The sequence below is a fragment of the Rhizobium sp. 01T417 genome, assembly GCF_056398905.1.
Map to the genome: position 1 here is coordinate 33,604 of NZ_JBFTQH010000019.1, position 26,749 is coordinate 60,352.

At 58.7% G+C, this 26,749-nt stretch carries 26 protein-coding genes; 14 read left to right on the forward strand and 12 right to left on the reverse strand.

Annotation, left to right across the window (positions count from 1 at the left end; genetic code table 11):
- Nucleotides 1-92 precede the first annotated feature (92 nt).
- A complete protein-coding gene (locus AC1DPR_RS19015) occupies nucleotides 93-404 on the forward strand; it encodes a hypothetical protein (protein WP_018859525.1) in 312 nt (103 codons plus the stop codon).
- 128 nt (nucleotides 405-532) lie between these two features.
- Here AC1DPR_RS19015 and AC1DPR_RS19020 read toward each other — a convergent pair whose 3' ends face one another.
- From AC1DPR_RS19020 to AC1DPR_RS19030, 3 genes are all read right to left on the reverse strand, one after another.
- Entirely contained in the window at nucleotides 533-733 is a 201-nt protein-coding gene (locus tag AC1DPR_RS19020; protein ID WP_018859526.1) for a hypothetical protein, read from the reverse strand.
- A 22-nt stretch (nucleotides 734-755) separates the two neighbouring features.
- Nucleotides 756-1,550 (reverse strand): DUF2092 domain-containing protein, encoded by a 795-nt coding sequence (locus tag AC1DPR_RS19025; RefSeq protein ID WP_477816887.1) that lies wholly within the window; start codon nucleotides 1,548-1,550, stop codon nucleotides 756-758.
- Nucleotides 1,551-2,256: 706 nt separating this feature from the next.
- Nucleotides 2,257-2,484, reverse strand: a complete 228-nt coding sequence (locus AC1DPR_RS19030; protein WP_113470323.1) for an alkaline phosphatase family protein — start codon at nucleotides 2,482-2,484, stop codon at nucleotides 2,257-2,259.
- A gap of 184 nt (nucleotides 2,485-2,668) precedes the next feature.
- On the opposite strand from AC1DPR_RS19030, the gene AC1DPR_RS19035 reads away from it, so the two are divergent.
- Nucleotides 2,669-3,244, forward strand: coding sequence for a L,D-transpeptidase (locus tag AC1DPR_RS19035; RefSeq protein WP_018859529.1), 576 nt, complete (start codon nucleotides 2,669-2,671; stop codon nucleotides 3,242-3,244).
- A gap of 534 nt (nucleotides 3,245-3,778) precedes the next feature.
- Here AC1DPR_RS19035 and speB read toward each other — a convergent pair.
- From speB to AC1DPR_RS19050, 3 genes are all read right to left on the reverse strand, one after another.
- A complete protein-coding gene (gene speB / locus AC1DPR_RS19040) occupies nucleotides 3,779-4,828 on the reverse strand; it encodes an agmatinase (RefSeq protein WP_018859530.1) in 1,050 nt (349 codons plus the stop codon).
- A 90-nt stretch (nucleotides 4,829-4,918) separates the two neighbouring features.
- Nucleotides 4,919-5,311 (reverse strand): YybH family protein, encoded by a 393-nt coding sequence (locus AC1DPR_RS19045; protein WP_018859531.1) that lies wholly within the window; start codon nucleotides 5,309-5,311, stop codon nucleotides 4,919-4,921.
- Nucleotides 5,312-5,326: 15 nt separating this feature from the next.
- A complete protein-coding gene (locus tag AC1DPR_RS19050; protein WP_026372095.1) occupies nucleotides 5,327-5,953 on the reverse strand; it encodes a TetR/AcrR family transcriptional regulator in 627 nt (208 codons plus the stop codon).
- A 113-nt stretch (nucleotides 5,954-6,066) separates the two neighbouring features.
- Here AC1DPR_RS19050 and AC1DPR_RS19055 point away from each other — a divergent pair, with 113 nt between their 5' ends.
- The 6 genes from AC1DPR_RS19055 to AC1DPR_RS19080 all read left to right on the forward strand — a co-directional run bounded on the left by AC1DPR_RS19055 (nucleotide 6,067) and on the right by AC1DPR_RS19080 (nucleotide 12,175).
- On the forward strand, nucleotides 6,067-7,164 hold the full coding sequence (locus AC1DPR_RS19055) for a polyamine ABC transporter substrate-binding protein (protein WP_340650412.1): 1,098 nt from the start codon (nucleotides 6,067-6,069) through the stop codon (nucleotides 7,162-7,164).
- A 74-nt stretch (nucleotides 7,165-7,238) separates the two neighbouring features.
- A complete protein-coding gene (locus AC1DPR_RS19060) occupies nucleotides 7,239-8,102 on the forward strand; it encodes an ABC transporter permease (RefSeq protein WP_018859534.1) in 864 nt (287 codons plus the stop codon).
- Nucleotides 8,102-8,893 carry an ABC transporter permease gene (locus tag AC1DPR_RS19065; protein ID WP_477816888.1) on the forward strand — a complete coding sequence of 264 codons (792 nt, stop codon included), beginning with the start codon at nucleotides 8,102-8,104 and terminating at the stop codon, nucleotides 8,891-8,893. The genes AC1DPR_RS19060 and AC1DPR_RS19065 overlap by 1 nt, the downstream gene beginning before the upstream one ends.
- Nucleotides 8,890-9,984 carry an ABC transporter ATP-binding protein gene (locus AC1DPR_RS19070; protein ID WP_477816889.1) on the forward strand — a complete coding sequence of 365 codons (1,095 nt, stop codon included), beginning with the start codon at nucleotides 8,890-8,892 and terminating at the stop codon, nucleotides 9,982-9,984. Before AC1DPR_RS19065 ends, AC1DPR_RS19070 begins: the two co-directional genes overlap by 4 nt.
- Nucleotides 9,985-9,993: 9 nt before the next feature.
- On the forward strand, nucleotides 9,994-10,728 hold the full coding sequence (locus AC1DPR_RS19075; protein WP_477816890.1) for an MBL fold metallo-hydrolase: 735 nt from the start codon (nucleotides 9,994-9,996) through the stop codon (nucleotides 10,726-10,728).
- 13 nt (nucleotides 10,729-10,741) lie between these two features.
- A complete protein-coding gene (locus AC1DPR_RS19080) occupies nucleotides 10,742-12,175 on the forward strand; it encodes an aldehyde dehydrogenase family protein (protein ID WP_113470326.1) in 1,434 nt (477 codons plus the stop codon).
- Between the two features lie 520 nt (nucleotides 12,176-12,695).
- Here AC1DPR_RS19080 and AC1DPR_RS19085 read toward each other — a convergent pair.
- Nucleotides 12,696-13,439, reverse strand: a complete 744-nt coding sequence (locus AC1DPR_RS19085; RefSeq protein WP_477816891.1) for an ROK family protein — start codon at nucleotides 13,437-13,439, stop codon at nucleotides 12,696-12,698.
- A gap of 166 nt (nucleotides 13,440-13,605) precedes the next feature.
- Between AC1DPR_RS19085 and AC1DPR_RS19090 the strand changes: the two genes are divergently transcribed.
- Both AC1DPR_RS19090 and AC1DPR_RS19095 read left to right on the forward strand, forming a co-directional pair.
- On the forward strand, nucleotides 13,606-16,014 hold the full coding sequence (locus AC1DPR_RS19090; RefSeq protein ID WP_477816892.1) for a glucan 1,4-alpha-glucosidase: 2,409 nt from the start codon (nucleotides 13,606-13,608) through the stop codon (nucleotides 16,012-16,014).
- 696 nt (nucleotides 16,015-16,710) lie between these two features.
- A complete protein-coding gene (locus AC1DPR_RS19095; RefSeq protein ID WP_018860148.1) occupies nucleotides 16,711-17,019 on the forward strand; it encodes a DUF736 domain-containing protein in 309 nt (102 codons plus the stop codon).
- Nucleotides 17,020-17,254: 235 nt separating this feature from the next.
- On the opposite strand, the gene AC1DPR_RS19100 is transcribed toward AC1DPR_RS19095, so the two are convergent.
- The 5 genes from AC1DPR_RS19100 to traC form a co-directional block, all read right to left on the reverse strand.
- Complete coding sequence (locus AC1DPR_RS19100) at nucleotides 17,255-17,422, reverse strand: hypothetical protein (RefSeq protein WP_018860149.1); 168 nt, start codon at nucleotides 17,420-17,422, stop codon at nucleotides 17,255-17,257.
- 164 nt (nucleotides 17,423-17,586) lie between these two features.
- Nucleotides 17,587-17,850, reverse strand: a complete 264-nt coding sequence (locus AC1DPR_RS19105; RefSeq protein ID WP_018860150.1) for a WGR domain-containing protein — start codon at nucleotides 17,848-17,850, stop codon at nucleotides 17,587-17,589.
- 116 nt (nucleotides 17,851-17,966) lie between these two features.
- Nucleotides 17,967-19,892, reverse strand: a complete 1,926-nt coding sequence (traG, locus tag AC1DPR_RS19110) for a Ti-type conjugative transfer system protein TraG (protein ID WP_018860151.1) — start codon at nucleotides 19,890-19,892, stop codon at nucleotides 17,967-17,969.
- Nucleotides 19,879-20,094, reverse strand: coding sequence for a type IV conjugative transfer system coupling protein TraD (gene traD, locus AC1DPR_RS19115; RefSeq protein WP_018860152.1), 216 nt, complete (start codon nucleotides 20,092-20,094; stop codon nucleotides 19,879-19,881). Before traD ends, traG begins: the two co-directional genes overlap by 14 nt.
- A 4-nt stretch (nucleotides 20,095-20,098) precedes the next feature.
- Nucleotides 20,099-20,389: a conjugal transfer protein TraC gene (gene traC, locus AC1DPR_RS19120; protein WP_018860153.1), complete on the reverse strand. Its 291-nt coding sequence runs from the start codon at nucleotides 20,387-20,389 to the stop codon at nucleotides 20,099-20,101.
- A 252-nt stretch (nucleotides 20,390-20,641) separates the two neighbouring features.
- On the opposite strand from traC, the gene traA reads away from it, so the two are divergent.
- The 4 genes from traA to AC1DPR_RS19140 are packed head-to-tail and all read left to right on the forward strand — an operon-like array spanning nucleotide 20,642 to nucleotide 26,290.
- Entirely contained in the window at nucleotides 20,642-23,944 is a 3,303-nt protein-coding gene (gene traA, locus AC1DPR_RS19125) for a Ti-type conjugative transfer relaxase TraA (protein WP_018860155.1), read from the forward strand.
- On the forward strand, nucleotides 23,941-24,504 hold the full coding sequence (gene traF, locus AC1DPR_RS19130) for a conjugative transfer signal peptidase TraF (protein ID WP_051085635.1): 564 nt from the start codon (nucleotides 23,941-23,943) through the stop codon (nucleotides 24,502-24,504). Before traA ends, traF begins: the two co-directional genes overlap by 4 nt.
- The gene (locus AC1DPR_RS19135; RefSeq protein WP_018860157.1) at nucleotides 24,494-25,660 is read left to right on the forward strand and encodes a conjugal transfer protein TraB; all 1,167 of its coding nucleotides are present in this window, start codon (nucleotides 24,494-24,496) and stop codon (nucleotides 25,658-25,660) included. Before traF ends, AC1DPR_RS19135 begins: the two co-directional genes overlap by 11 nt.
- Nucleotides 25,661-25,675: 15 nt before the next feature.
- On the forward strand, nucleotides 25,676-26,290 hold the full coding sequence (locus AC1DPR_RS19140; protein WP_026372201.1) for a TraH family protein: 615 nt from the start codon (nucleotides 25,676-25,678) through the stop codon (nucleotides 26,288-26,290).
- Nucleotides 26,291-26,749 lie beyond the last annotated feature (459 nt).

A 26,749-nucleotide genomic window follows, 5' to 3' on the forward strand; every position in this document is an offset into this window, starting at 1 on the left:
ACTTTGCAATTCGGCCACCAGAAGACGTCCGCCTTGACATCGTTGTTCGTCTGGGCGTCAGTCGTGCTTTCTATCGTTGGAGGATCTGGTCCTTGCTCTCCGACCAGGGGGGCGAGATGCACCGGGAGCGGTTCTCGCTGCACGCTATGGAGGCTGCGCTCGACCGGGCGGCGGCGGTCCTCAGGAGGCGTAAGGCGATCTTCCATGCACTGGCGAAGACCCTGTTCGATGACCAGGCGATGGATGAGGCGGCGGTGCTGCAAATCCTGACAAACGACAATCTGTCGCCTAAGAAGGCTCGCGATTTGCCGTGTAGACCAGCCGCCGAGAAATACGGCGAGAACGAGAGCGAGCACCATCGTCAACCGCGGCACAGCCTGTGGCGCGGAGGCCCGGACAGGTAACCAAAGCTTCAGCAAATGCCTGGATGCAAGGTTTTCCGCATGGCTGATAGCGCGTCGTCCTCAGGAAGGAAGTTTGCTTCCCCGAAGAGGAGGAGATGGATGCTGTTCGCCTTCGGCTGCCACCTTAGCTAACAATAATAGACCCCAGCTGCGCATCGGCGCGCGCTCCTGCGAGCAACGCCGGCGACGCTGACAGGTGTCAGCGGACGCCCGACTCTGGCCTCGGCGTTTGACACGAAGTTGAATTCGACCGGGAGGCCGCCGCCAATTTCGATGCATGAAGCGCCTGCGAGCAAAGCCAGCAATATGATAGCGATCCGGTTGAGCATGTCGTCCCTCCTTCGAGTTTGATCATTTTACGGAGAATATTTCGGGCAGTTCGTCGGTGTCGGGAAGGTCGCTCAGCTTCCGCTCCTTGGCCCCATCGGGAGCTTTAAAGCTGAAGTTGCCTGCCGCCGCGTCCGACCCTGCCTTCCAGGACCTTATGTCAATCGTGTATTGTGGAAAGCCCGCCACTTTCGTGCTGGTGACGACATAACGGCAAGGATACGGGCTCTGACCCTGGGCAATCCAGATTTGCCAATCCACCCCATCATCGGTGCGAAAAGCGAGGTGGTCGCATTCCTCACCCCGAATGACGCCGCTCCCGAGATCCTTCACATCGACGACATGGGGCATGAGCTCGTCGTAGGGTTGAGACATCAAGATGTCCCCGGCCGGCAACGGCCTGTGGAATTTGTCCCGCAATGCGTCGATGAGGTGATCAATCGTTCCCGGCACTTCGGTCTGAGCAAAGAGGTTGGCGTCTTTGCCGAGCACCGACAGCGTTTTTCCGTCAAATACCATTTCGACATTGGCGAAGCCGCCCTGACGCGTAATGCGTATCTTGTCGGGCCTGTTGAGCGTCACGGTGCCGGAGCTCGCAAGTGCCAGCTTTTGGTGCTTCTTGGTAACGACTTCCAGGCTCGTGTCATATTCGAACGAGATTGCCTCTTGCGCCGCCATATAGTCCGACATGGCCTTCAGCAGGTCCTTCGCCTGCTTTTCATCGGCGTGGCCGGGCATCGCGCCGGCCAGCGCCGCGAGGGCCAAGGCAGCGGTAAGCAGCCTGGCATTTTGAAACGGGGATCCCGATCGATATCGCATGGGTGTTTCCTCAGCTGGAGTAGACCGTGAGCGGTTCAAACAACTGCGCGGGATGGATTCCCTAAAGCGCTCACTTGGGGCCGTTCTCGCTTGGACGTCCCGGTTGCGCCTCTCGGCTGAAGCACCTACGCCTTCGAACACGATTATAAGAATTGCGATTTTCGCGAGCGGCACAGCCAAGGCCGAAGGGGTGGAGCGCAGCGTAACAAGGTACTTGTCCTACTATACAGCACCCTAGCGGCGCGTGAAAGCCCGCCACGGGAAGGCGGGGTCGCCTCGCCTGCCAAAGGTGGGAACGCAATGGAACAACTGTAGGCGAACAACGCCGTCGAGTGCGAGATCGGAGAACCTCTCAACCTCGCCTCTCACGCCACTGTCTGAAAATCGCCCTTTCAGCCAGCGGGAATGCCACCAACCCGTCCCCAATGCAGTTGGGCAGACTATATTCGACCGCTTTTACTTCGCAGTTGCAGTTAATTTGAGAATCCGGCCGCTCAATTTCTCAGTTTTAAATGCTAAACCAAGCCGAAACAGCCACATTCTCACTTTTAACTGGCAAGCGACAGTTGGAAACCAGTGGAGGCCGGACACGATGCCGTTGAGCTGTGTCGCCGGCTTGACATGTCCAGACTGGCGGATCATTGCCGGCACCCGGAAAGCGCCTTCCCAGTTCGGGGTCTTCTCGTTGCGGTGAGTTCGCGTCAGGCTAGGAATTCTCGTGTGGGCCGTTGTCAATCGTGCAGATGACGATCGCGTTGTCCGCGATGTCGAGCGACTTTAGCACCTCGCCCACCACGGCATCGTGCTCGATCATGCCATCGGCATATTCCGTCCGCGCAGTGAGTCTAAGCTTATCACGATGCTCTTCGCGGACCTGTGTCCGGGAATGCATGCGCGTGGTGTTGAACCAGGTGAAGAAGGCTTCCCTTCGCATGCTGACGCTTCATGAAGTCTATGCGGCACAGCCCACAAATTTGCGCCAGCTTCATGCGTTCGGACGCATTCCAACCATCGATCGGATCGGAACGACTTGGCAACTATAGGGAGAGCAATGACTTGGCATGAACATGCGGTACTGCTAATAAAATACCAGGGCACACCACAATCAGCAGGTAACAATGGATAAAGACCATACTACGCGCCGGAGCCTACTCTTGGGCTGTCTGGCGATGATGGCGACCTCGTGCAGCACGTCGATATCTTCAGTCGGGAATCCCTATGCCTCAAGAACTTCCCCTATTCAACGACGGGAGGTTGCGTATTCGGGCGGTGAGGCGCCCGGGAGCATCGTTGTCAACACTTACGAGCGATTCCTTTACTACGTCGAGCCGGAAGGCCGCGCGATACGTTATGGCGTCGCCGTTGGGGAGGAAGGGCTTACCCTGAAGGGAAACGCGGTCGTTGGCCGCAAGGCCGAGTGGCCATCGTGGACGCCGACGGCCAGCATGATCGAACGCAAGCCCCGGTTGGCTGAGTACGCTGGAGGCGTTCCAGGAGGGGAGAACAATCCGCTCGGTGCAGCTGCGCTTTATCTCTACCGCGGTGGACAGGATACGTACTTCCGGATCCACGGCACAAACGAACCCTGGCTGATCGGACAGGCGGTGTCGAATGGTTGCATTCGCATGACCAATGAAGACATTCTTCATCTCTACGGCAGGGCACCCGTGGGAACCCACGTACTGGTCATATGATGCTTGTATCCCTCAGTGAGGGCATCGCCCTCACAACTGTACAAGCGACGGTAGGGAGCGTGCCTTAACCATGTGGCACTCCCTATCGGGGGCGAGCCTTCCCGCCGTGGTCATCGAGATTTCCGAGGGCGTGCGGGCACTTGCGAGTGTTCAAACCATCGATCCGCCCATGCCGCTGAACTGTGCTGTCAGGTTAACTGGTGATGAAGCTTTTGGCTAATACTCGGCCGTCATGATTGAGCCCTCCGCCAGTTACAAGCGTCATCGTGATCCGCCGTCCGTCAGCACCACAAGACGTCTTTCGGTAACCGCGCCATGCTCGTCTGGAGCAGTTTCTCGATGCTTTTCTGATCGTGGCGCGTCGATGTTGCATTGAGGAAATAGGGCTTAGTGCACCTGGCAGGCGCGCCGTCGAGTCTCTTCATGCGATGGCCGCAAGGCAAAACGACATAACAGTGGCATTGCGGGTGACGGCGTGATGGACGCCGTCACCCGTGAGTAAGGAAGTCAAGCAGCAGCCCGAGGCGACGGCGTTCACCGTACGCTCGCGACAGCCGGGCTGAAAACCAAAAGGCTCAGGATCTCGAACAATACCTGTGCACCAGCCTGTGCGGTGTTCGTGGTATTGTCATACTGCGGAGCCACCTCCACGACATCGCCACCGACGAAATTGAGACCTTTGAGGCCGCGCAGCAGTTCCAGCGCCTCACGGCTCGTCAGGCCACCAATTTCTGGCGTCCCGGTGCCCGGCGCGAACGCAGGATCGAGACTGTCGATATCGAAGGACAGATAGGTCGGGCCATCTCCGACGATCTTTCGGGCCTTCTGGATGATGGCGGGGATACCCATGCCACCGACCTCTTCGGCGTGGATGACCGTCATTCCGGACTCGTAGGAAAACTCCCAGAGATATTCGGAAGGCCCCCTAATGCCGATCTGGATCGTGCGGGTCGGATCGAGGACGCCGTCCAGAACGGCGTTGCGCATCGGGCCGCCATGATGGAATTTCGTCTGGTCGAACGGGCCCCCCGTGTCGCAGTGGGCATCGATATGGATGAGGCCGACGGGCTCTCTGGCGCCGACTGCCTTGAGGATCGGGTGTGTGATTGAATGGTCGCCGCCGACGGAGAGCGGAATGACGCCGGCTTCGACGATCTTGCGGATCGCTGCCTCAATATTCTCGTGGCATTGCTCCAACCGATAGCGGCTCCCGAACGGGATATCACCGATATCGGCAGCGCGTAGATCATAGGCCGGTGCGCAATCGAGCACGTGATTGTAGGGACCGATGCGTTCGATGCCGCGCACAGCCCTCGGTCCAAATCGCGAACCCGGCCGATTGCTGACGCCGAGATCCATCGGAATGCCGACTGCCGCGACCTGCAGATCGCCGAAGTCGGGGGCCGCGAAATTGACCTCCCTGTAGGGCAAGCCTGCGAAGGTCGAAATGCCCGAATAAGGTGCAGCGCGTGTGCCGCCCCTAAAGATCTTCTCGGCCACACGGCGGAAACGCGGATCGAAGAACTCGGCGCTATCGGCGAACTTCTTGCGTAGATCCTCAAGGTGCTTCTTCAACTCAACCATCGTTCTGTCTTTCCTATGAAATTTCCCGGCAATACGACCAAGGGGCGCAGACCTGGGTAAAAAGCGTTGTGGGCGGTTCCGATCGTCGCCTCAGGGCTGCGGCGAAAGGTGCTCGTGGATCGCCAGCCATTCTCCGCTCGCCTGCTTCTCGAAGACGATCGTCTCGCGCTCGGTGCTTGTCGACGGCTCACCGTTGAAAGCAAGATCCGTCTCGACGGAATGAGTGAATATGGCGACGGAGCCGGCAATCTGAACATCCTGGTCACTGGAACGGCAGGCCCGCACACGAAATCCGTCGCGCGTTTCCCACAATGCCCATTCGGCCTCATATTCCGCACGCGTATGAAGGCGGCGGTCGAGATTGTGAAATATGAAGGTGGCGGCGGGCGCAAATGCCGCGAAGTAGCTATCACGATCATGCCTGCCAAAGGCTTCGACGAGGCGATCCGCTGCGGCAAGCACAGCTTGTTGCTGGTGTTCCATCCCTGATGTTCCCTGCTATTGAATTTTGGGGCTGCTGATTAAGACGGCAAGCGGCCGGTTCTGCCGTGCTACGCGTTCCTTGAGCCTATCCAGCGTCATCGCTTCGTCTTTGACGAACTCAAGGAACATCATGTTGAGGTTATTGAAGACCATCTGGCCCACCGCAATCGCATCGATCCCAGGCATGACAGCGCCGCGTAGCTGCAATTTCTGGACCAGCGTCGAAACCTGATCGCACAGGCGCCCGTCGAGTTCGGTATATCGACGGCTGAATGGGCTCTCGGGTTGCTGGATGGAGATCGCCATGGCCGTACGCCACATCTCCTTGCTGAGATAGACCAGCGAATGGTCAAAATACTGGTCGATCAGTACTTGCAAGGCTTCGAGCGTAGTGGTCGGCGGATTTTCAACGATGTCCTTGCCGGAAGCCAACACTTCCTCGACTTCCATCGAAACGGTGGCGACGAGAATGTCGCCCTTGTTTTCGTAGTAGTTGTAGAACGTGCCAACCGACACTTCCGCGCGCTCGGCAATGTCTTCGATGCGGGCGCTGTCATATCCGACCTCCCGGAAAAGGCTCGTCGCCGCCTCCAGTATGCGGCGATTGCGATCGGCTTTCTGCTTGGCGCGCAGTCCCGTCATATGCGACTCTCTCAAATAATGAATGTCCTCAAAAATCATATTGACTAAAAAAATGAACTCATTCAATCTTTTTCATGAAGGCGCCGAAATGAGCGCCACCGACAGAGGGCCACATGATGATTGATATTACTGAAGGCGCTTTTGCGCGCAGACTCCTCGCCTCCGCTGCCATCCTCGCATTGGGTGCCGCAACAATAACGATCACCCCGGCGCCGGTACTGGCGCAGGAGGAATTGAATGCGCTTGTCTGGTGCGATCACACCGATCCCGCACTGATCGAGCCCTTCGAGCAGGCGAACAACGTAAAGGTCAATTTGAAGGAATATGAGGGTACCGGTGCGGGTCTCTCCATCATCGACCAGTCGCGCCCGGGAGACTGGGATGTGCTTGTTATCGATGGCGTCGACGTGCAACGCGCGGTCGACAAGGGCATTCTTGCTGAGATGCCGGCCGACGCGCTTCCTAATGCAGATATCTTCCCTGAAGTTCGCATGGAACCCAACAACACCCGCGACGGCAAGACCTATGCGGTCACCGAAAAGTTCGGCTACAACACGGTTTCCTATGACAAGACAAAAGTCGATCCGGCCGACATGAAGGATATGTCGAAGCTCTGGTCCGACAAGTACAAGGGCCGCATCGCGGTCTATGACTACTACCTGCCGATGATCGGCCTGACCGGTATCGATTTGGGCAAGGCAACGGCGAGCCTGACGGACGCCGACCTGCCGGCAATCAAGGACAAGCTGTTTGCTCTCAAGGCCAACGCCAAGCAGGTGAGCGACGTCGTCTCGTCGCAAACGGCACTTGCGACGGGCGAGGTTGATATCGTTTTTGGCGGAGGCGAGTGGCTGACGGCCGGTCTGGTGAAAGACAAACCCAACCTCGAGTGGGTCATCCCTGAGCAGGGCGCAGTGCGCTGGGCACAGTCGATCGGCGTTATGAAGGACTCCACGAAAAAGGACCTCGCCCTCAAATTCGTGCAGTACATTGTAAGCCCGGAAGGGCAGGCGCGACTTGCGACGTCCTCTTGCTATTGGGCGATGCCCGCAAATGCCAAGGCCGGCGAGAAGCTGAGTGCCGAACAGAAAACCGCTTTACGCTGGGACGAGCAGGCCGACTATCTCAAGCGCACGCAGCTTTACCCGATCCCAAGCGCGGAACTGGACGCAAAGATGCAGGACGCCTGGACCGAAATGCTGCAAAACTGACAGCTTCGACCCTTCTATACTGAATCACAAGACCCTCTCCCCGTGGATGGGAGAGGGAGGTCGGAGACTTGCCTGTGGCTGCTCATTCACTTGAAGATGCCGAACGTCGAAAGGCCTGGGGTTTCGTGGCACCGGCGCTCGTCTGGACGATCGTCTTCTTCGTTGCTCCTTTTCTGTTCATGGCGGCAATGAGCCTCTGGGCGCAGCAGGGCGGCTCGATCGTCCGCGTTTGGAACCTTGGCAACTACATCGCCTTCTTCGAGAAGGATGCGCTGTTCCGCGGGTTGACGAATTCCCTCGAGATCACCGCGATCGTGACGGCTCTCTCCATCCTGCTCGCCTATCCCCTGGCCTGGATCATTGCAGAGCGGGTGCCGCAAAGGTTCCAGCGAACGGCGTTAATTCTTGCGGTCCTGCCGTTCTGGACCTCTTACGTTGTCCGTTCCTATTCGTGGCTGCTCGTGCTGTCGCGCAATGGCGTCATCAATCAGACACTCATGAACATCGGTGTGATCAGCGAGCCGCTGGAGCTTGCCAGCAATCGTACGGCGACCGTTATCGGCTTCGTCCACTTCTTCGTCATGCTTTTGACGCTGACGATCTACGCAAACCTTGTGCAGCTCTCGCCAAATTACCGCCGCGCTGCTGCCGACCTCGGCGCAAATGCATTTCAGACGTTCTGGCACGTCATTTTGCCCCTGACCATGCCGGGCATCATGACGGGAGCCTTCCTCACCTTCGTGCTCTGCATCGGCGACTATGTCACGCCGCAGATCCTGGGCGGCAACAACGAGCTTGTCTTGCCTCAGATCATCATGCTGCAACTTGGTCGCCGCGCGGACTTTCCGATGGCCGCGGCGCTCTCGATCATTCTGATGCTAGCAGTCACCGCAGCCTATGTCGCTTGCGCGCGCTGGCTGAAGATTGAGAGAACGTGATGATGCGCAACCAGATCACCAGTATCGCCTGCAGCGCCTACGCGGTTCTGATCTTCGGCTTCATCTTTTTGCCTGTTATCGTGCTGGTGCTATTTTCGTTCCAGGATGGGCGCCTGCCGGTACCGCCATTCAATGGCTTTTCCCTGCAATGGTATGAAGCAGTCTTTGCCGATCGCAAGCTGATGTCGGCACTGCTGCACTCCTTCTTGGTGGCGACGATATCGTCGTTCGTCGCCTGCCTCCTCGGCTTCCTGGCGGCCTACGCGCTGGCCCGCTTCAAGCTGCCGGGCTCGGCCTGGCAGCGCGGCTTGCTGATCGCGCCAATGACAGTCAGCTACCTCATCATTGCGCTCGGACTCCTGACCGTCCTCAACGCGTTCGGAATTGGCCTATCGCTATGGACGGTCGGCATCGGTCACGTGGTGATTAATCTGCCGCTGTGCTTTGCGATCATCTACTCGTCGATGGGGGACCATCACATCAACATTGAACGCGCCGCACGCGATCTCGGCGCCAGCGATATCAAGGTGATGGTGCTGGTGACGGCGCCAATGCTGCTGCCGTCGCTGCTCGCCTCCTTCTTCCTGTCGATGACATTTAGCTGGGATGAATTCATCATCGCTTTTCTGCTGTCGCGCTTCGACGTCACGCTCCCGGTCGAAATCTGGAGACTGCTTCGTTCGGGCCTCAATCCTAAGACCAATGCCATCGGATCGCTGGTGTTCCTCGTTTCTGTCACCTTGCTGATCATGCTGGAACTGTTCCTGTTCAAAAGGACGAAAAAATCATGACCGCTCCGGTTTTAATCGAAAACGCGACGAAGACTTTCGGCAGTTTCACCGCTCTCGACGATGTTTCTCTCGACATTGCTGCAGGCGAATTCATTGTTCTGCTGGGACCCTCCGGCTGTGGCAAGACCACGCTTCTGTCCATTCTCGGAGGCTTTCTGTCGCCGAGTAGCGGTCGAATTGCCATCGGTGGCAAGGAAATGACCCACGTTCCACCGGCAAGACGTCCAACGACGACGATGTTCCAGGACTACGCGCTGTTCCCGCACATGAAGCTAAAGGACAATGTCGGGTTTGGCCTCAGAATGCGCGGCATCGGCAGGGCCGAGCGCGAGGAGCGCGCAAAGAGCTTTCTCGACCTCGTTGGGCTCAAGGCTTCGGCGGACAAGAAACCACATGAGCTTTCGGGTGGGCAACGCCAGCGTGTTGCACTTGCCCGGGCCCTCGCCGTCGACCCTGACGTCCTGTTGCTCGACGAACCGCTCGGCGCGCTTGATCTCAAGCTTCGCCGGCAGATGCAGGATGAGCTGAAAGCCATCCAGAAGCGTATCGGCACGACGTTCGTCCACGTAACCCACGATCAGGAAGAGGCCATGGCAATTGCCGATCGGATCGTGGTGATGAACCAGGGTAAAATCGAAGACTTCGGACCACCGTCGGAAATCTACATGCGGCCACGCTCGTTGTTTGCGGCAGGCTTTATGGGCGAGGTCAACTTCGTTCCCGGCAAGATCAGAGATATCGACGGCACCGGGGCGGTCGTCGAAACAGCGCTGGGGAAGGTCACATTGCCGAAAGCCTGCTTCACGGCTGGCTCGCCGTCCGCCGGGCAGGGGACAATGCTCTGCATCCGGCCGGAACATTTCCGCCGTGCCGGCGAAGGCGATGGCGCCGTTACGGCGCTCGGGCAGGCCACGGTGTCCAACAGCGCCTTCTTCGGAACCCACTATCGATGCCATCTGGCGCCCAATGGCGCTCCTGATATCAGCATCGTCGCGCATATGCCGCAATCAACCGTCGTCGCCGAAGGTCAAGTGCTCACGCTTGCGGTCAACGTTGTTGATATCGTCGCCCTGCCGTCGAAACAGGCATAGGCACCGACGATGGAACGGATCGCTGCGCACAAATGGTATGAGCTGAAGCGGCTGGCCGACGATGTCACGCAGATTTCCGAGCCCTTCATCCAGGAGTTCTATCGCTGCAACGTCTGGCATGTGCGCGGACGGGATCGGGATATGCTGGTCGACAGCGGCATGGGCGTCGTTTCGCTGCGCGAATGGGTGCCGCTCGTCACCGAGCGGGATCTGATTGCCGTCGCGAGCCACACCCATTTCGACCATATCGGTTGCCATCACGAGTTTGAATGCCGGGCCGTCCATTCGGCGGAGGCCGATCTGCTCGCCGACCCTACCCGGCAAAACACGCTTGCTGATCCTTACGTGACCGACGATATCTTCGACACGCTGCCGCCTGAGCCCTATTGCTCGAAGTGCTATGGCGTGAAAAAGGCGCCGGCCACGCGCATTCTGGAAGATGGCGATGTGATCGATCTCGGCGACCGTAGGTTCGAGGTTATCCACACGCCGGGTCACTCACCAGGCGGAATCGCGTTGTGGGAAGCCGAAACAGAAACGCTGTTTTCGGGAGACATCCTCTACGACGGGCCGTTGATCGAGGACACCTACCACTCGAACGCCGATGATTACCTCGCATCGATGGAGCGGCTCCTGGGAATTCCGGCCAGAACGGTACACGGCGGCCATTTTCCAAGTTTCAGCGGCGAGCAGTATCGCCGCCTGGTCACGGACTGGCTGAACGCAAAACAGAACAAAGTATGACGGGAGTGACGACATGCTCGACAAGCGCAAATTCTATATCAATGGCGAATGGGTAGCGCCGCTTGCTGCCAACGATCTGGAGGTTATCAATCCGGCGACCGAGAAGCCGGTCGCGGTGATTTCCATGGGCACGCCCGCCGATATCGATCGTGCGGTTGCTGCCGCGAAGACTGCTTTTGCCACGTACAGTCGCACGAGCGTGGAGGAACGACTTGCGCTTCTCGAAAGGCTGCTTGAGATCTACAAGCGCCGCTACGAGGAGATGGCACAGACGATCACGCTCGAACTCGGCGCGCCGATCACCATGAGCCGCGAGCAGCAGGCTGATGTCGGCGTAGGTCACCTGCAGGGCTTCATCGATGCACTGAAGCAATTGAAGGTGCGCGACGTGTTGTCGAACGGCGACGTGCTCTTGCGGGAGCCGATCGGTGTCTGCGGCCTCATTACCCCCTGGAACTGGCCGATCAACCAGATCGCGCTGAAGGTGGTTCCGGCGTTGGCAACAGGCTCGACCTGCGTGCTGAAGCCCTCCGAGTTCACTCCGCTCAACGCCATGCTCTATGCGGAGATGGTACATGAGGCGGGCTTCCCAGCCGGCACACTCAACCTCGTCAATGGCGACGGTGTTAATGCCGGCGCCGCCCTTTCGAGGCACAGGGACGTCGACATGATGTCCTTCACCGGATCGACGCGTGCTGGCATCGCCGTCAGCAAGGACGCAGCGGATACCGTCAAGCGTGTCACCTTGGAACTCGGCGGCAAGTCTCCCAACCTCGTCTTTGAGGACGCCGATCTCGAAGACCGCGTCACTGGTAGCGTCCTCGAATGTTTCAACAATTCGGGACAATCCTGCGACGCGCCAACTCGTCTACTGGTACAGAAATCGGTCTACGACAGGGCCGTCGAGATCGCTCAGCGCGTTGGCGGCAGTGCCACGGTGGGAAGCCCTGCGGAGGAAGGTGGCCACATCGGGCCGCTTGTCAGCGACGTCCAGTATGGCCGCGTGCAGGCATTGATCGAGGCCGGCATCGCGGAGGGCGCGCGCCTTCTCGTCGGTGGTGCCGGCAAGCCGGCGGGCTTCGAAACCGGCTATTTCGTCAAGCCGACGATTTTTGCCGACGTCAACAACTCCATGCGGATTGCCCGGGAGGAAGTGTTTGGTCCGGTCTTGGCTATCATGCCGTTTGAAACCGAAGAGGAGGCGATCGCAAGCGCCAACGATACCAGCTACGGGCTGGCGGCATACGTGCAGACCAGCGATCCAGCCCGCGCCGAGCGTGTGGCAGGACGACTGCGCGCCGGCATGGTTCATATCAACGGCGCGCCCCATCGCTATGGGAGTCCGTTCGGCGGCTACAAGCAGTCGGGCAACGGCCGCGAAGGCGGGGTGTTCGGATTGGAAGATTTTCTAGAGGTGAAAACACTTCACCGTCCCGACGCTGCTTAATCTAATGGCTGGCTCAGTCGTGAAGTCGGCCGTGACTGAGCCTGGCTCGCCGATCACTGCGAAAGCTGTTCGCGGTTCCGTTGCTGGGAGAGGGGCCGACCCTTGTATCGCATTCTTCATCGGGTCAGGGCGTCGAAATAGCCCGCGTGTTGGCTCCGGGTCGCCTTAGACTACATATAGGAGTTCGACGCCCGGTCGCGTATCTTAGGGAAAGGTAGTCTGATGGGTGCGAGCTCATGCGTCCAGCAAGTTCGCGGCCATTTGTGTGGTTTTGGAAAGCACGCCGCGTAAAAATTGCAGGCACGCATGGCAATAAGGTAGCCCGACTAAGACGCCTCAGGTCGATCATCAGTGATGATCAATCCAATTTACAAGTCTCTGTGGCTTCATGCCCCGCAACCAACAAAACTCGCAAATTCTCACACTGCGGATATTTGCACAGAAGCTCCTCCGCGCCGGACTAGGCGGAGCCCTACAGATGTTCCAAATAGGTCATCCACTCTCGTGAAAGGCGGCGAGTTTAGATGCTCAGGCTGTCGTCCAACCAGACCCGAAAACCGCCGCGGAAGGCGTTGTCATTGTTGCCGCGGCGGCAATTCGGTGGCAGTTCCTTGAGCCGTTCGACATTGCCGCCGCCTATGACGATGTAGTCCGGCAGCAGGGCAGCACCCAAGCGGTCGGCGACGTCGAATACCGATTTTCGCCATTTGCTTTTGCCGCGACGCTTCAGGCCGCGTTCACCGACATAGTCCTCGAATGTCGCCTTTCGGTAGGGCATGTGTGCCAGTTCCAGAGGCATGCAAACGTTCTCGGCGATAATGGCCGAGCCGAGGCCAGTGCCGAGGCCGAGAAAGAGCATGCGGCCCGCCTCGTAACTGCCGATCGCCTGCATGAGTGCGTCGTTGACCATCCGCACTGGTCGTTCAAACGCTGCTTCGAAATCAAAATTCTTCCAGCCCGGCCCGAGGTTAAATGGATCGGCGGCGGCCCGGTGGGCGATAACCGGTCCGGGATATCCCATCGCGACAAGGTCGTAGTGCCAGTCTTCCGTGAGCTTGCCCAATGCCGCTACCATCTGGGCCGCTGTCATCTGATGGCCGGATTCGACCGCGCGCCGTTCGCTGCCGCTGCTGAGTTCAACCTTCACATGGGACCCGCCGATATCGATGGCAAGCACAGCGCGATCAGACGGTCCGGTGCTCGCCTCGGGCTTGCCATGCTTGCGCTCTTGCGATGCTGCGATTGTAACAGTCGTCCCAGCCATGTTCTGCGCTCCTCTACGGGCCGTGCCCACAATTGCTCCCGCATTGCGCTATCGGGGTCAAGATCAGGACTGGCTGTCAAGTCCCGGAAGGCAATGCGGCGTCGCTTGATTTCAACCCGATGATGGCTCACTGAAGTGAAGTGCATTTTGAACGGAGGATCAGCAGTTGGCCTTTCCGACATTGCCCCCCGGTGCTCTTGTCCCACCAGGCGCACCCGGTATCGAGCCCCGTTGGACCTCCAGCGACAAGAGCGCGGTTGGCACCGCCGTTAGCGTGGCCAGCCGCGTTTGGTTCACGGCAAGCCACGGAATCCTTAACGAGATCTACGCGCCGCGGCTCGATATGGCCTGCGTCCGCGATTTCGGCTTCATCGTGACGGCGGACGGCTATTTTTCCGAGGAGAAGCGCGACGCTGATCATCAAGTACATGCGGTCGAGGACGGTGTTCCGGCGTTTCGTCTCGTCAACACCGCCCACGACGGCCGCTATCGGATCTCAAAGACCATCCTTTCAGACCCTGAGCGCGAGGTGGTGTTGCAGGACCTCCGTTTTGAGGCGTTGACCGGCAAGCTTTCCGACTACCGGCTGCATGCACTTATTGCGCCGCATCTCGTCAATGGCGGCGCCGATAACACAGCCTGGTATGGTGATTTCAAGGGTCGGCCCATGCTCTTCGCCGAGGGCTCGGGAAGGGCGCTTGCGATTGCTGCCTCTGCTCCCTGGCTTGCGCGTTCAGCGGGCTATGTCGGCTTCTCCGATGGCTGGCAGGCTTTGTCGCGCGGGGAGGAGCTGAAGGAGGAATACCACTGTGCGACGTCGGGCAACGTCGCGCTATCGGGGACGCTCGACATGGAGGCGACTGAAGGGCGGGTGCAGATCGCCATAGGCTTCGGCACGCAACCCGAGGAAGCTGCCTTTCGGGCCATACTCAGCCTGGAACAAGGTGTCGAGCCGGCGCTGAAGCATTTTCGCAACGGCTGGCGGGACTGGCAGGGGGGATTGCTTACCCTCGACGAGCCCCATGAACCTGGCCAATTGAACCGGTACCGCGTCAGCACAGGTGTGCTTGCCACCCACTGTGACGATGCCTCGGGCGCCATCATAGCGAGCCTTTCCATCCCTTGGGGTTTCAACAAGAGCGACGACGACCTCGGCGGCTACCATCTCGTCTGGACGCGCGACCTGGTGGAAACGGCGGGCGGGTTGCTTGCCGCGGGCGCGGGAACCGACGCGCGTGCGGTGCTCAACTATCTTTCTGCGATCCAGGAAGCCGATGGCCATTGGGTGCAGAATGCTTGGCTCGACGGCCGCCCCTACTGGCATGGCATCCAGATGGACGAGACGGCGTTTCCCATCCTGCTTTACGACATGCTGCTGCGCGCCGGCGAGATCGACGCGTCGGGGGCTGGCCGATATCTGCCGATGATCGAGGCTGCTGCGGCCTATATTGTCAGAAACGGTCCCGCCACCCAGCAGGATCGTTGGGAGGAAGATGCCGGTTACTCCCCTTTTACGCTCGCCGTCGAGATCGCCGGGTTGCTGGCGGCGGCCGACGCGGTGGAAGCGACCGGACGATTATCGGCGGCGCAATACCTTCGCGAGGTAGCCGACGGCTGGTGCGAGCGGATCGACGAATGGACTTACGCCTCCGACACGGAATTGTCGCGCCGGTTGGGCATCGATGGCTACTATGTGCGGATCGCCACAGCGACGGACGGCAGCTCCTCGCTCGGTCGCGACTTCATCCCGATCCGCAACCGCGACGACGGCGCGGCCATCATCGAAGCGGATCTGCTTCTCAGCCCCGATGCGCTTGCGCTTGTTCGATTCGGACTTCGATCCGCGGACGATCCGCGTATCCTCGGTACCGTGGCGGCGATCGATGCCGAGTTGAGGCGCGATCTTCCGGCCGGATCCTACTGGTATCGGTACAATGATGACGGCTATGGCGAGCGCGTCGACGGCGCACCGTTCGCCGGCAGCGGCGTCGGCAGGCTCTGGCCGCTTCTGACCGGTGAACGCGCGCATTATGAGCTCGCCGCCGGGCGACCGGATGAGGCGCGGCGTCTGCTGGCGGCACTGGAAGCCTCGGCATGCGACGGCGGTTTACTGCCAGAGCAGATTTGGGATAGCGAGGACGTGCCCGAACGGGAGCTTTTTCTTGGCCGCCCCTCCGGTAGCGCCATGCCCTTGGTCTGGGCCCATGCGGAACACATCAAATTGCTGCGCTCGATCCGCGATGGTGTCATTTTCGACATACCACCCCAGACTGTTGCCCGCTATGTCGCCGGTCAGCCGCCGATCGCGCCTTTCGCCTGGCGGCTGACCGACAAGCGGACTGTGATGGCGGCAGGACGTAGCCTGCGCATTGAACTGAGTGAGACTGCCATCGTGCATTGGTCAACCGACGCTTGGGCTCATGTCACGGACAGCCATACCCGTGATACGGGCTTCGGTACTCATGTCTGCGACTTACCGACCAAAACGCTCGGCCCAGGCCTTGTCGTCTTCACCATCTTCTGGACAACTTGGCAGCAGTGGGAAGGCACCGATTTCTACATCGACGTGATTTGAGACTCCGGTGTGCCGGGTGAAACGGTGGGATCGCGAAGACGCCGCCGCGGCGCAGTACAGTACAATCAACGCAAGCGAGAACTTAGTCAGGTTCCATAATGCATATTATGCCATGTTTTGCTAAGTATCTGAAATAAAACGATAATAATGTTTGACGCGAAGCGCAATCGAAGCGGAGCCAAAATCGACCAACCGCTCGACAAAGCGGCGGGGCTTCCGAGTGCGCTGCTTATTAAGCGGTCTTGGGAAATGTCTCAGCACTATCTAACTGCTGGATCTGGCACGGTTGCTAGCCGTCCTTACCGTGTTCTTTCATCTGCGACTTTTCCGGTGCACCGGTACGGCCGAACTGAACGCGTTGGGTGACGTTTCGTCGATAAGCCGGCATTGGAACAGACCGTCTATTCGAGGCCGTCAGACCCAAGTTCCCTTCATGGATTGTTGGCGCTCCGTCTGCGACCGCGATGAGACGTGCCTAACCTTAGTACGGCTTCGCCTCGATCGATCCCCCCAACGGCAGTCGCGTGTTCTTACTCCACCTTCCCGTTTCGCCGTCTTTCCTCGCCTACTAACAAACATGCGACTGCCGCCCTCCGTTTCATTTCGGCCAAATAGGTGCGGTCCGATCGTCCACGGACTCGTGACTGTCATCGAGGCCGCGATGGGCGCGGCCGGAAACAACGAAAGGAACTTAGAATGGCAACCATCGGCACCTTCACCTCCACCGAGAACGGATTTACGGGTTCGATCCGCACTCTCGCCCTCAATCTCAAGGCTCGCATCTCCCGGGTCGAGACTCCCTCCGAAAAGGGCCCTCACTTCCGCATCTATGCTGGAAATGTCGAGTTGGGCGCTGCTTGGCAAAAGACCTCCGAGCAGGGCCGGGATTACCTCTCCGTCAAACTTGACGACCCGAGCTTTGCTGCCCCGATTTACGCGACACTCGCCGAAGTCGAAGGCGGAGGAAGCCTCCAGCTTATCTGGTCCCGCCCGAACCGGGACTAGCGAGTGACCCGGCTCCGCCACAAGGCGGAGCCGGTTTTCAGCCTTTGCTGCGAACAGAGGGAGTATAGCTGCCCAATAAAGCTTGATCGGCTGTCAGCTCCCCGACAATGAGCGGTTTTCCCGATTGTGCGGAGCCTCTTGAAAAAGGCTTCCCACTCGCCCGCGTCATCGGAATTGATGCGATCCCCTGCCCCATCTAAGTGTCACTGGCAGCGGTTGTCGTCCTTCACGAACTTCAGGAGACGAAACGATGACCAATTTTATCGAACAGCAGATCGAAGAACTGCGCGCCGAACTCCGCAATGCAGGTTGGGCTTCTGGGCGTCGTCAAATCGTAGCCGAGCTCGAAATTGCCAGAGCAGAGCTTGCCGTCGCCATGGCCGAACAGTTCGATATCGCGCAAGTCGAGCTACCACCCTTAGGGCGTTCACTTTCGTCTCGAGTGCGACCCGGTGCACCTTTGCTGCGGATCGCGTTTCATCGCGATAGGGACGATGCCTCCCGCGCGTAGTGCTTAAAGCTGGCAGTCAGAATTCTGACGCGAGGTCCTTTGCTCATCAGTCGTCTTCAGGATGAGCGACGCCCACTGGCGACCGTGGCGTACCCTCTCTTTCGCTTAAGCCGGATCAGATCCAGAAAGAGCACCACTGCATCGTGCTCTCGCTCGAAATGGTGGGTCATTGTCTGTCCTTTGGCGCCTATGCGTCCCCATCGACGGGTGAGGCAAACGTCACCAAACAGAGTCGCGTCAATCGACATGGCATAAAAGCGAGCCATGTTGCGGGCCGGATCGGTGCGCTCGATGTAGAGTTTGTAGGGTTGCGAGATCATGCACACAGAATCGCGCTTTGGAGATTCCGGGTCCAACGACAGTTTTGAATCGGTTCCGGCTCACCGATTCATTTCAGTGATGTCGCGATGTGACGCGGGCTAGTTCGAGCTCACCTTCAGGGGCCGCCCGACGTGACTGAAAAGCGGCTCGCCCGAACGCATTGCCGCATGTCCTCACGTCGGAACCAGATGGCGCGGCCGCAGCGAAGCGGTGGCTTGCCGGTGGTAAAGATGATCTGCTCATCGGCTCGCATGCAAAGGACTTCGTGCGGCTGAATCAGTGGCCTCGGCGCCAGTTGCTTCGATCGCGTGCGCGATGATCCGCGCGACTGGGAGCTCAAGCTGACTTGGTCGATCTCTACCGTGGTCATGCCGCAGCGATGTGAGATGTAATCTGCCGTTTCAGGATCATTAATCGCCGCAAAGGAAAGCCAGCTTGCGCTCTCAAACCACTTGCTTGATGCATCACGGCCACCGTAGGTTTCACGCAACTGACCGATCGACTGGTAGATCATCATCAGGGTGATGCCGTACTTGCGACCAGCGTCTCGCGCCGTCTCTAGAATTCGCATGTACCCAAGGCGTGCCACTTCATCAAGAAGGAAAAGCGCGCGCGTATTCATCCTGCCATCCCGATTGTAGATGGCGTTCAGGAACGTGCCGATGATGACGCGCGCCAGCCCGGAGTGCATTTCGAGCGTCTTGAGATTGATGTTGATGAAAACATCCGTGTCGCCGTCGGCAATCGCATCTGTCATAAAGCTCGATCCGGATACCAGCGCAGCGTAGTTTGGGTAGGAAAGCCAATGCGTCTCTTTGATTGCATTCGCATAGACACCGCTGAAGGTTTCCGGTGTCATGTTCACGAAAGAGGCCACGTTCTCCTTCACGAAATCGGATTTGGAGTTGTCGTGAATCTCCTGCAGTCGCTGGCGCAGTTTCGGCTCCGGTTCCGCTAAGTTGCTGCGTACCTGGCGAAGGGTCTGTTCTTCGCTCTTCGTATGGCCGGACAGGCAGACATCGGCAATGATTGCGGTGAGGAGCTGAAGTGCGGAAGCACGAAAGAAGTCATCGCGTACGCCCTGTGCTCGCCCATTTTCGCTCATGATCCAAGATGCGACCGAGGCCACGTCTTCCTCTTTGGTGCCACCGAAACGTCCGATCCAGTCGAGGACATTGATCCCGATGTCTGGGTGCTTTGGATCGAGGACAAGAATGTCCCTGCCAGCCTTTCGGCGATGTTCGATCACGATAGGCGCAACCTCGTTCGATGAATCAAGCACGACAAGCGCCCCGCCCCATTTGAGCGCGGTTGGAATGGTGATTGAAGTCGTCTTAAAGCCACCGGACCCTGCAAAGACGATGCCGTGGGACGATCCGAAAGATCCATCGAAGCAGAGCAGCGGCGACTTGCCGCCAACGCCCCAGGTCTCAGGATCGTCAACCCGAAATGGATGTGAAGCAACGTCGTCACGATCGACGCGGTAACACTCTCCAATCACGATGCCCCCGCTATTCGGGAAAAGCTGCGCCGCTTCCTGCATCGTCATCCAGTCGGCCTCCCCATGGAGGGCGCGTTTGCCCATAACACGCCTTGGCTCGGCGCGCGGGAATGCCGCATTTCCGAGAAGCGCAACCCGCAGCGCGAAACATCCAGTCATCAGTGCAGTCACCGCCCCAGCTATCGTCCCTGTCTCAAGATCGGCAACCATGCTGCTGCCTCTGGGCAATTGGTTTGCAAAAACAGAAAGGAGAAACACCTGGCGGGCAAATGCCATCAGGAATGTGGCGGCGGCTCCGGCAACGACGCCCCAGGCAGCAGAACGAATGTTGACCGAGCCGCCTGCGGCGAAGAGGACGATCACCCCGGCGCCTCCGCTTGCGACGAAGGGCGCGGCAATACCTAGATGCTTGAGCGCGGCCTTGGCCGCATCGGTGTTGCCGAACGTTGCCAGCCATTGCTCGATGCCAGTGGTGCCAACGGTAACACCAATCATCAACATGATCGGTATGAAGAGGAGCACCACCCTATTTGCTGTCATGGCGGAATGCCTCGTTGCCGATGGCCATCAGTCGCGCTCGCTCGCCATCGTCGATCCCGAGACGGCGATTGAGATCGATCAGAGCGCCGAGAAGAAGTGCGCGCTTCTCGTAGCGAAGGCCCGCCTTGACTATCAGGCCCCCGAGTTCGATCTTGTCGCGTGTATCCTTCTTCCGCGCTTGCGAGTTTCTTGCGCGCTGCATCCGATCAATTCTCGCCAGTGCTGACTTGATCTGCTCCAGGGCGGTTCGACGCGCTTTGCGGAGTTCTACTTGCCCCGCCTTTGTCCTTTTCTATCGACGCGGGTCTCGTCTCGCAAAATCGTTTGACGAGACCTTCGAATGCCGTCTGAAGGTCTGATTCCTCGATTTCCATGTCGCCTAGCCCAGCCTTGAGAGCGACGCGACCAATGCGCTCGGCCTCCCGCGTTTCGGCTTGCTTCAACTGCTCCTGGAGACGGACGATTTCTTCGCGAATTCTTGCGGACGGTTTCTTCATTCCCGGTCGGCCTTTCATACGGTTTCGACTTCCTCAAGCAGGAAGGTCCCGCAGATTGGCGAGATGATCTACTGACAGAAATGCGAGTTGGCGCAGCCAACACCTTTGAGCATGATCCCGACCGTTCCGAAGGAGCGGATCCGAAGGGCGCAATTATACGTCGCTGACGCGACGCTCTGCGCTTGGCCTTTTTCGGGCCGCCGCTCCTGACGAGCTTATTGAATTCGATTGCTCGAAGGAGCTGGTTTCACAGTGACCGTCCCGCATTTTTCAGTCACGATCGTTGCCCGCGGGTCCGGCCGCAGCGCAGTGCTGTCGGCTGCCTACCGCCATTGCACCAAGATGGAATATGAGCGGGAAGCCCGGACGATCGACTACAGCCGGAAGCAGGGTCTGCTTCATGAGGAGTTTGTCATTCCAGTCGACGCGCCGGGGTGGTTACGCGAAATCATTGCCGACCGCTCGGTTTCATCTGCGTCGGAAGCCTTCTGGAACAAGGTCGAGGATTTCGAGAAGCGCTCTGACGCACAGCTTGCCAAGGACGTGACGATTGCCTTGCCGATCGAACTCTCGGCTAAGCAGAATATCGAGCTTGTCCGCGATTTTGTCGAAAGGCATGTCATCGACAAGGGCATGGTGGCCGATTGGGTCTTCCACGATGCGCCTGGCAATCCGCATGTCCATTTGATGACCACATTGCGGCCGCTGACGGAAGACGGTTTCGGTGCCAAGAAAGTGCCCGTGCTCGGAGCGGACGGCAATCCGCTCCGCAACGACAGCGGCAAGATCGTCTATGAGCTTTGGGCTGGAAGACTGGATGATTTCAATGTCTTTCGCGACGGCTGGTTTGCCTGCCAGAATCGGCATCTGGCAGTTGCCGGTCTCGACATCCGCATCGATGGCCGTTCCTTCGAAAAGCAGGGTATCGAGCTGACCCCGACCATCCATCTCGGTGTCGGCGCCAAGGCAATCGAACGGAAGGCGGAAGGCTCGGGCGAACAGGTCTCGCTCGAGCGGCTGGAATTGCAAGATGAGCGCCGGGCCGAGAATGCGCGACGAATTCAGCGCAATCCGGGGATCGTACTTGACCTGATTGCGCGGGAAAAGAGCGTCTTCGATGAGCGCGATGTCGCCAAGTTCCTGCATCGCTATATCGACGACGCAATCCTTTTCCAAAGCCTTCTTGCTCGCATCCTGCAGAGCCCCGCGACCCTGCGTCTCGATCGGGAGAGGATCGACTTCGCCACAGGTCAATGTACCCCGGACAAGTACACAACCCGCGAGTTGATCCGGCTGGAAGCCGAAATGGTCAATCGAGCAATCTGGTTGTCGAAGCGATCGTCGCACAAGGTTCAAAAGACAGTGCTCGGCGCGACCTTTGCGCGCAATGATCGCCTGTCCGATGAACAGACGAGCGCAATCGAACATGTCGCCGGTGGCGAAGGTATCGCGGCAGTGATCGGTCGGGCCGGTGCTGGCAAGACCACAATGATGAGGGCCGCTCGACAGGCATGGGAAGCAGCTGGATATCGCGTCGTTGGCGGTGCCCTTGCCGGCAAGGCAGCGGAAGGTCTCGAGAAGGAAGCAGGCATCATCTCCCGCACGCTTTCGTCGTGGGGGCTCCGTTGGAGCCAGGGCCGCGATCAGCTCGACGACAAGACGATTTTCGTTCTCGATGAGGCGGGCATGGTCTCGTCGCGGCAGATGGCGCTGTTCGTTGAAACAGTCACCAAAGCCGGCGCCAAACTCGTTCTCGTCGGCGATCCGGAACAGTTGCAGCCGATCGAGGCGGGCGCTGCCTTCCGAGCGATTGCCAATCGTATCGGCTATGCCGAACTCGACACGATATATCGCCAGCGCAAACAATGGATGCGTGACGCCTCGCGCGATCTTGCGCATGGCAACATCGGCAAGGCGGTCGAAGCCTATCGGTCGAATGGAAGGATGATCAGCGCCGAGCTGAAGATTGAAGCGGTCTCAAACCTCATTGCGGATTGGAGCCGCGACTATGATCCAGCCAGGTCTTCCCTGATCCTTGCGCATTTGCGTCGTGATGTCCGGACGCTGAACGAGTTGGCGCGTGCCAAGCTCATTGAGCGCGGCGTCATCGATGGCGGGTCTACCTTCAAGACAGCCGATGGAGATCGCAACTTCGCGGCCGGCGACCAGATCGTTTTTCTCAAGAACGAGGGATCACTTGGTGTCAAGAACGGCATGCTTGCCACGGTCGTTCAAGCGGGGCCTGGCCGCATCGTTGCCGTCATCGGCGAAGGCGAACGTCGCCGCCAGATCGCGGTCGAGCAGCGCTTCTACAACAATGTCGATTACGGCTATGCCACTACGGTGCACAAAGCCCAGGGCGCTACTGTCGATCGAGTGAAGTTGCTGGCATCTCTTTCCCTCGACCGTCACCTCACCTATGTCGCCATGACCCGCCACCGCGAGGATCTCAGCGTCTATTATGGCCGCCGGTCCTTCACAAAGGCTGGAGGCCTCATCGAATTGCTGTCTCGCACGAACGTCAAGGAAACGACGCTCGACTATGCGCAAGGCAGCCCCTACCGACAGGCGCTCCGCTTTGCTGACGCACGCGGCCTTCATGCCGTCAATGTCGCCCGAACGCTTGTTCGTGACCGGCTCGCTTGGACAGTCAGGCAAAAGCACAACCTCATCACGCTCGCGTCGCGCCTGGCCGCTGTCGGATCCCGACTCGGCCTGGTCGGGCCGGCGATGAAATACCACGCAATCAAGGAGGCAGAGCCCATGGTTTCCGGGATCACCATTTTTTCGAGGTCGATCGGGCAGGTCGTCGAGGACAGGCTCGCGGCCGACCCGGGTTTAAAAAAGCTATGGGAAGATGTCTTCGTTCGGTTCCACCTCGTCTATGCCCAACCTGAGACCGCATTCAAGGCCATCGATGTCGCTGCGATGCTGGCTGACACGACGAGGGCGTCAGCGACACTGCTCAAGATCGCCGAAGAGCCGAGTAGCTTCGGTGCCCTCAAGGGCAAGACGGGTTTGTTCCCCAGCAAATCCGACGAGCAAGATCGGGACACGGCGCTCGTCAATGTCACTGCGCTGGCGCGCAATCTGGGCCGCTATCTTGAAATTCGCGCCAATGCAAAACGAGAGTATGAGACAGAGGAGTGCGCCGCCCGCCAGAAGAGCGCGATCAATATTCCCGCTCTTTCTCCGAGCGCCAGATCGGCGCTCGAGCAGGTTCGCGATTCGATCGACCGCAGTGACCTGCACGCAGTTCTCGAGCACGGGCTCGCCGACGAGAGGGTGAGGCTGGAGCTTGAGGGGTTTGCAAGGGCTGTTGCGGAGCGCTTCGGGGAACGGACTTTCCTAGGGATTTCGGCAAGGGACCCGAGCGGGCAAACCTATCGGTCCCTCACGGCCGGGATGAACTCTCTGCAGAAGGCAGAAATGAAGACCGCCTGGAATTTTCTGCGCGCGGCTCAGCAATTGTCCGCCCAAGAGCGATCGACATCCTCTCTGAAGCAGTCCGAGGCCTTGCGGCAGACGATCAGGAAGGGGCTTTCACTGAAATGACCTTTTTGCACGATCAGCGCCTGCAAACATCGCGAATTTGGCGTCGGGTGAGTTTGCCTGTCGCACTTATTTCAGTTCTCTTAGCTCTCATCGTGTCCGGTGGCGCGCTTGGGTATCGGATCAATTTAACGCCGAGCGAACCTCTCGGGATCTGGCGAATTCAAATGCCGGAAGGATCCTACAAGATTGGCGACCTGGTCTTTGTCTGTCCGCCGCCGACGCCCACCATGCGAGAAGCGTTTGACCGCGGTTACCTTCGATCGGGGCTCTGTCCTGGTGGCTATGCGCCGCTCATCAAAACCATCGTTGCGATGTCATCACAAAGGATCGAAATTGACCGCTTGGTTAGTATCGACGGCCTTGCATTGCCGCATTCCGAACCGGCCCAGCTGGACGGCAGAGGTCGGAGCTTGAGGCGGTTCAGCGGAGGAACAGTACCGACGGGCTACGTGTTTCTTCACTCTGGTTTCATCGGGTCCTTCGACTCTCGCTACTTTGGTCCAGTGCCTGCCTCCGGGGTGCTCGGCCTGGCAAAGGCGGTCCTCATCTATGCGCCGTGAACTGGTCCGCAACAGTGTCCTTTTGGGCGCGGCACTGGCGGCTGGCTGGATCGGTTGGTGCGGAAATCCCCTCGCCCTTCCTATGTCTGCCGCCTTTCCGTTTATCTGGTCCGTGGCGCGCGACCGGCCAAGCGCCGCCATGGCATCGGCGACCTATTTCCTTGCGGCATCTCGAGGTTTGCCGCATGGCGCAGTCGCCTTCTATGGTTCAAATCTCTTATCCGGTCTATTGCTCTGGTTGATCGCGTCGGCGGCCTTCGTCGGCGTCCACGCTGTTCTGTGGACCGAGAGATCGGGATGGCGTCTTGCAATCCGTTATCTCTTGGTCATGTTTTTGATGGCAGTGCCGCCCTTTGGGATTTTGGGCTGGGCTCACCCGATCACCGCCGCCGGAGTTCTGTTCCCCGGCTGGGGGTGGGTCGGTCTTGGCGCAATGGCAGCCGGCCTCTTGATCATGACGACCAGGCTTCGGCCGGCTGCAGCCATGGCCATAATTGCCTTGTGGCTCTGGTCCGCCGCACAATGGACGACGCAGCACCCACCCTTTTCGTGGTATGGTGTCGAGCTTACACTTGGAGCGTCGCTCGGCCGAACCAGCAATCTCGAACGGCAGCGTGGCCTTGTTGCAACGGCGCGGGCGGCAAGGCGCGGCAAAGGCGCCGTGGTTGTGTTGCCAGAGAGTGCGATCGGCTTCTGGACACCAACGGTCGAACGGCTATGGCTGCGTGAATTGCGGGCAAGCGGGTTGACGGTCGTCGCAGGCGCATCCGTGGTCGACGAGATCGGTTACGACAATGTGCTCTTGGAACTTTCGGAGTTCGGGGCGCGAATAGTCTACCGCGAGCGTATGCCGGTACCCGGTTCGATGTGGCAGCCCTGGCAGTCACTGATTGATGGCGGCGGCGGCGCACGTGCGTATTTCTTCTCCAATCCCGTCGCCGAAATCGCAGGCAAACGGGTTGCGCCGGTGATTTGCTACGAGCAACTCATTGTCTGGCCGGTCGTTCAGTCCATGCTTTACGACCCTGATATCATCGTCGCCGTTGGGAACGGCTGGTGGACAGGCAGCACGTCTATCGTGCCCATCCAGCGTGCCAGTGTCGAGGCTTGGTCGCGTCTCTTCCACAAGCCGCTTGTCTTCTCTGTCAACACGTAGTTCCGGGAGCCCTTCATGCTTGATCCTGCCCTCATAACAAAATGTGCCGATTCCTCCTTGAGGCCGGCGATCGTCGAGCAGTTCGTCAAAGCCGCAGGCTCTTCCGATCCCCTTGCTGTCACCGTGAGAGCGGGAGGGCGATTGGTCCTCGTTCCGAAGCCTAGAACACCCAAGGAAGCAATGGAAATCGTCAAGCAGAATGTCGGACATTCAGTCGTGCGCGTCGGCCTCACGCAGTTTCCTGCAGGTGTTGGCGTAAAAGACATTTCGGAAGTGACGTCTGGTCTTGTCGATCCGTGCGTGAACCTGCGCCTGGGAACGAGAATGTTCGCCAAGATTCTTCGCATTGTCAGCAAATGGTACGGAAACCCCGAAAGCGCTGAAGCTTTCCCGCAAGTGTTCGAGGATGCCATCGATGCCTGGAAAACGGGCGAGTTCGAGGCTCAAAGCGTATTTCAGGCCAAAGATCCCAGTGGATCGATCGCAGGTCAACGCGAACTGGACGATCCAAACGGGAGTTATGCAGGAAAGCCCGAAAGCGCCTCATCGAACTCGTCCGAACCACCCGGTGAAAACGAACTCGGCCGCGCAGGCATGCGGATCGATTTATCTCGAATCCTTGGCCAGTAGGTCACGTGCGAAAGTCTTGACGACCCAATGCGTACGGCGGTTCACCTGCCCTTCGAACACAACCGTCCCAGGCGGCGCTAGTTTAGACCGGCGCTTCTAGCGGCAGAAATAGGTGGAAAAATCATATGGTCATTGACTGGAGAAAGGTTGATCACGTCCTGAATTCGAAAGCGATATCTGGCGCCGCAGGCGTCGGCATAGAGATACCTTCCTCTAAGGTGGAGGTTTGCCACCAGAAAATCACGTTGATCATCACGGTCAATTACCGACAATACAAACATTCGAGTCTTTATCCGCTTCAATGAAAATCAGTTTGAATAGAGTTTAGTTAAAGTATTGATAAAATAATGTAGCATATAAAATTCCATATGCGTCTGGCGTGCAAAAAAATAGCGTAAATAGTACTTACCTATGATTCTTCTGTCGGGCTCCTTCCTCCCAAACCTGCCTCGTCGTCAC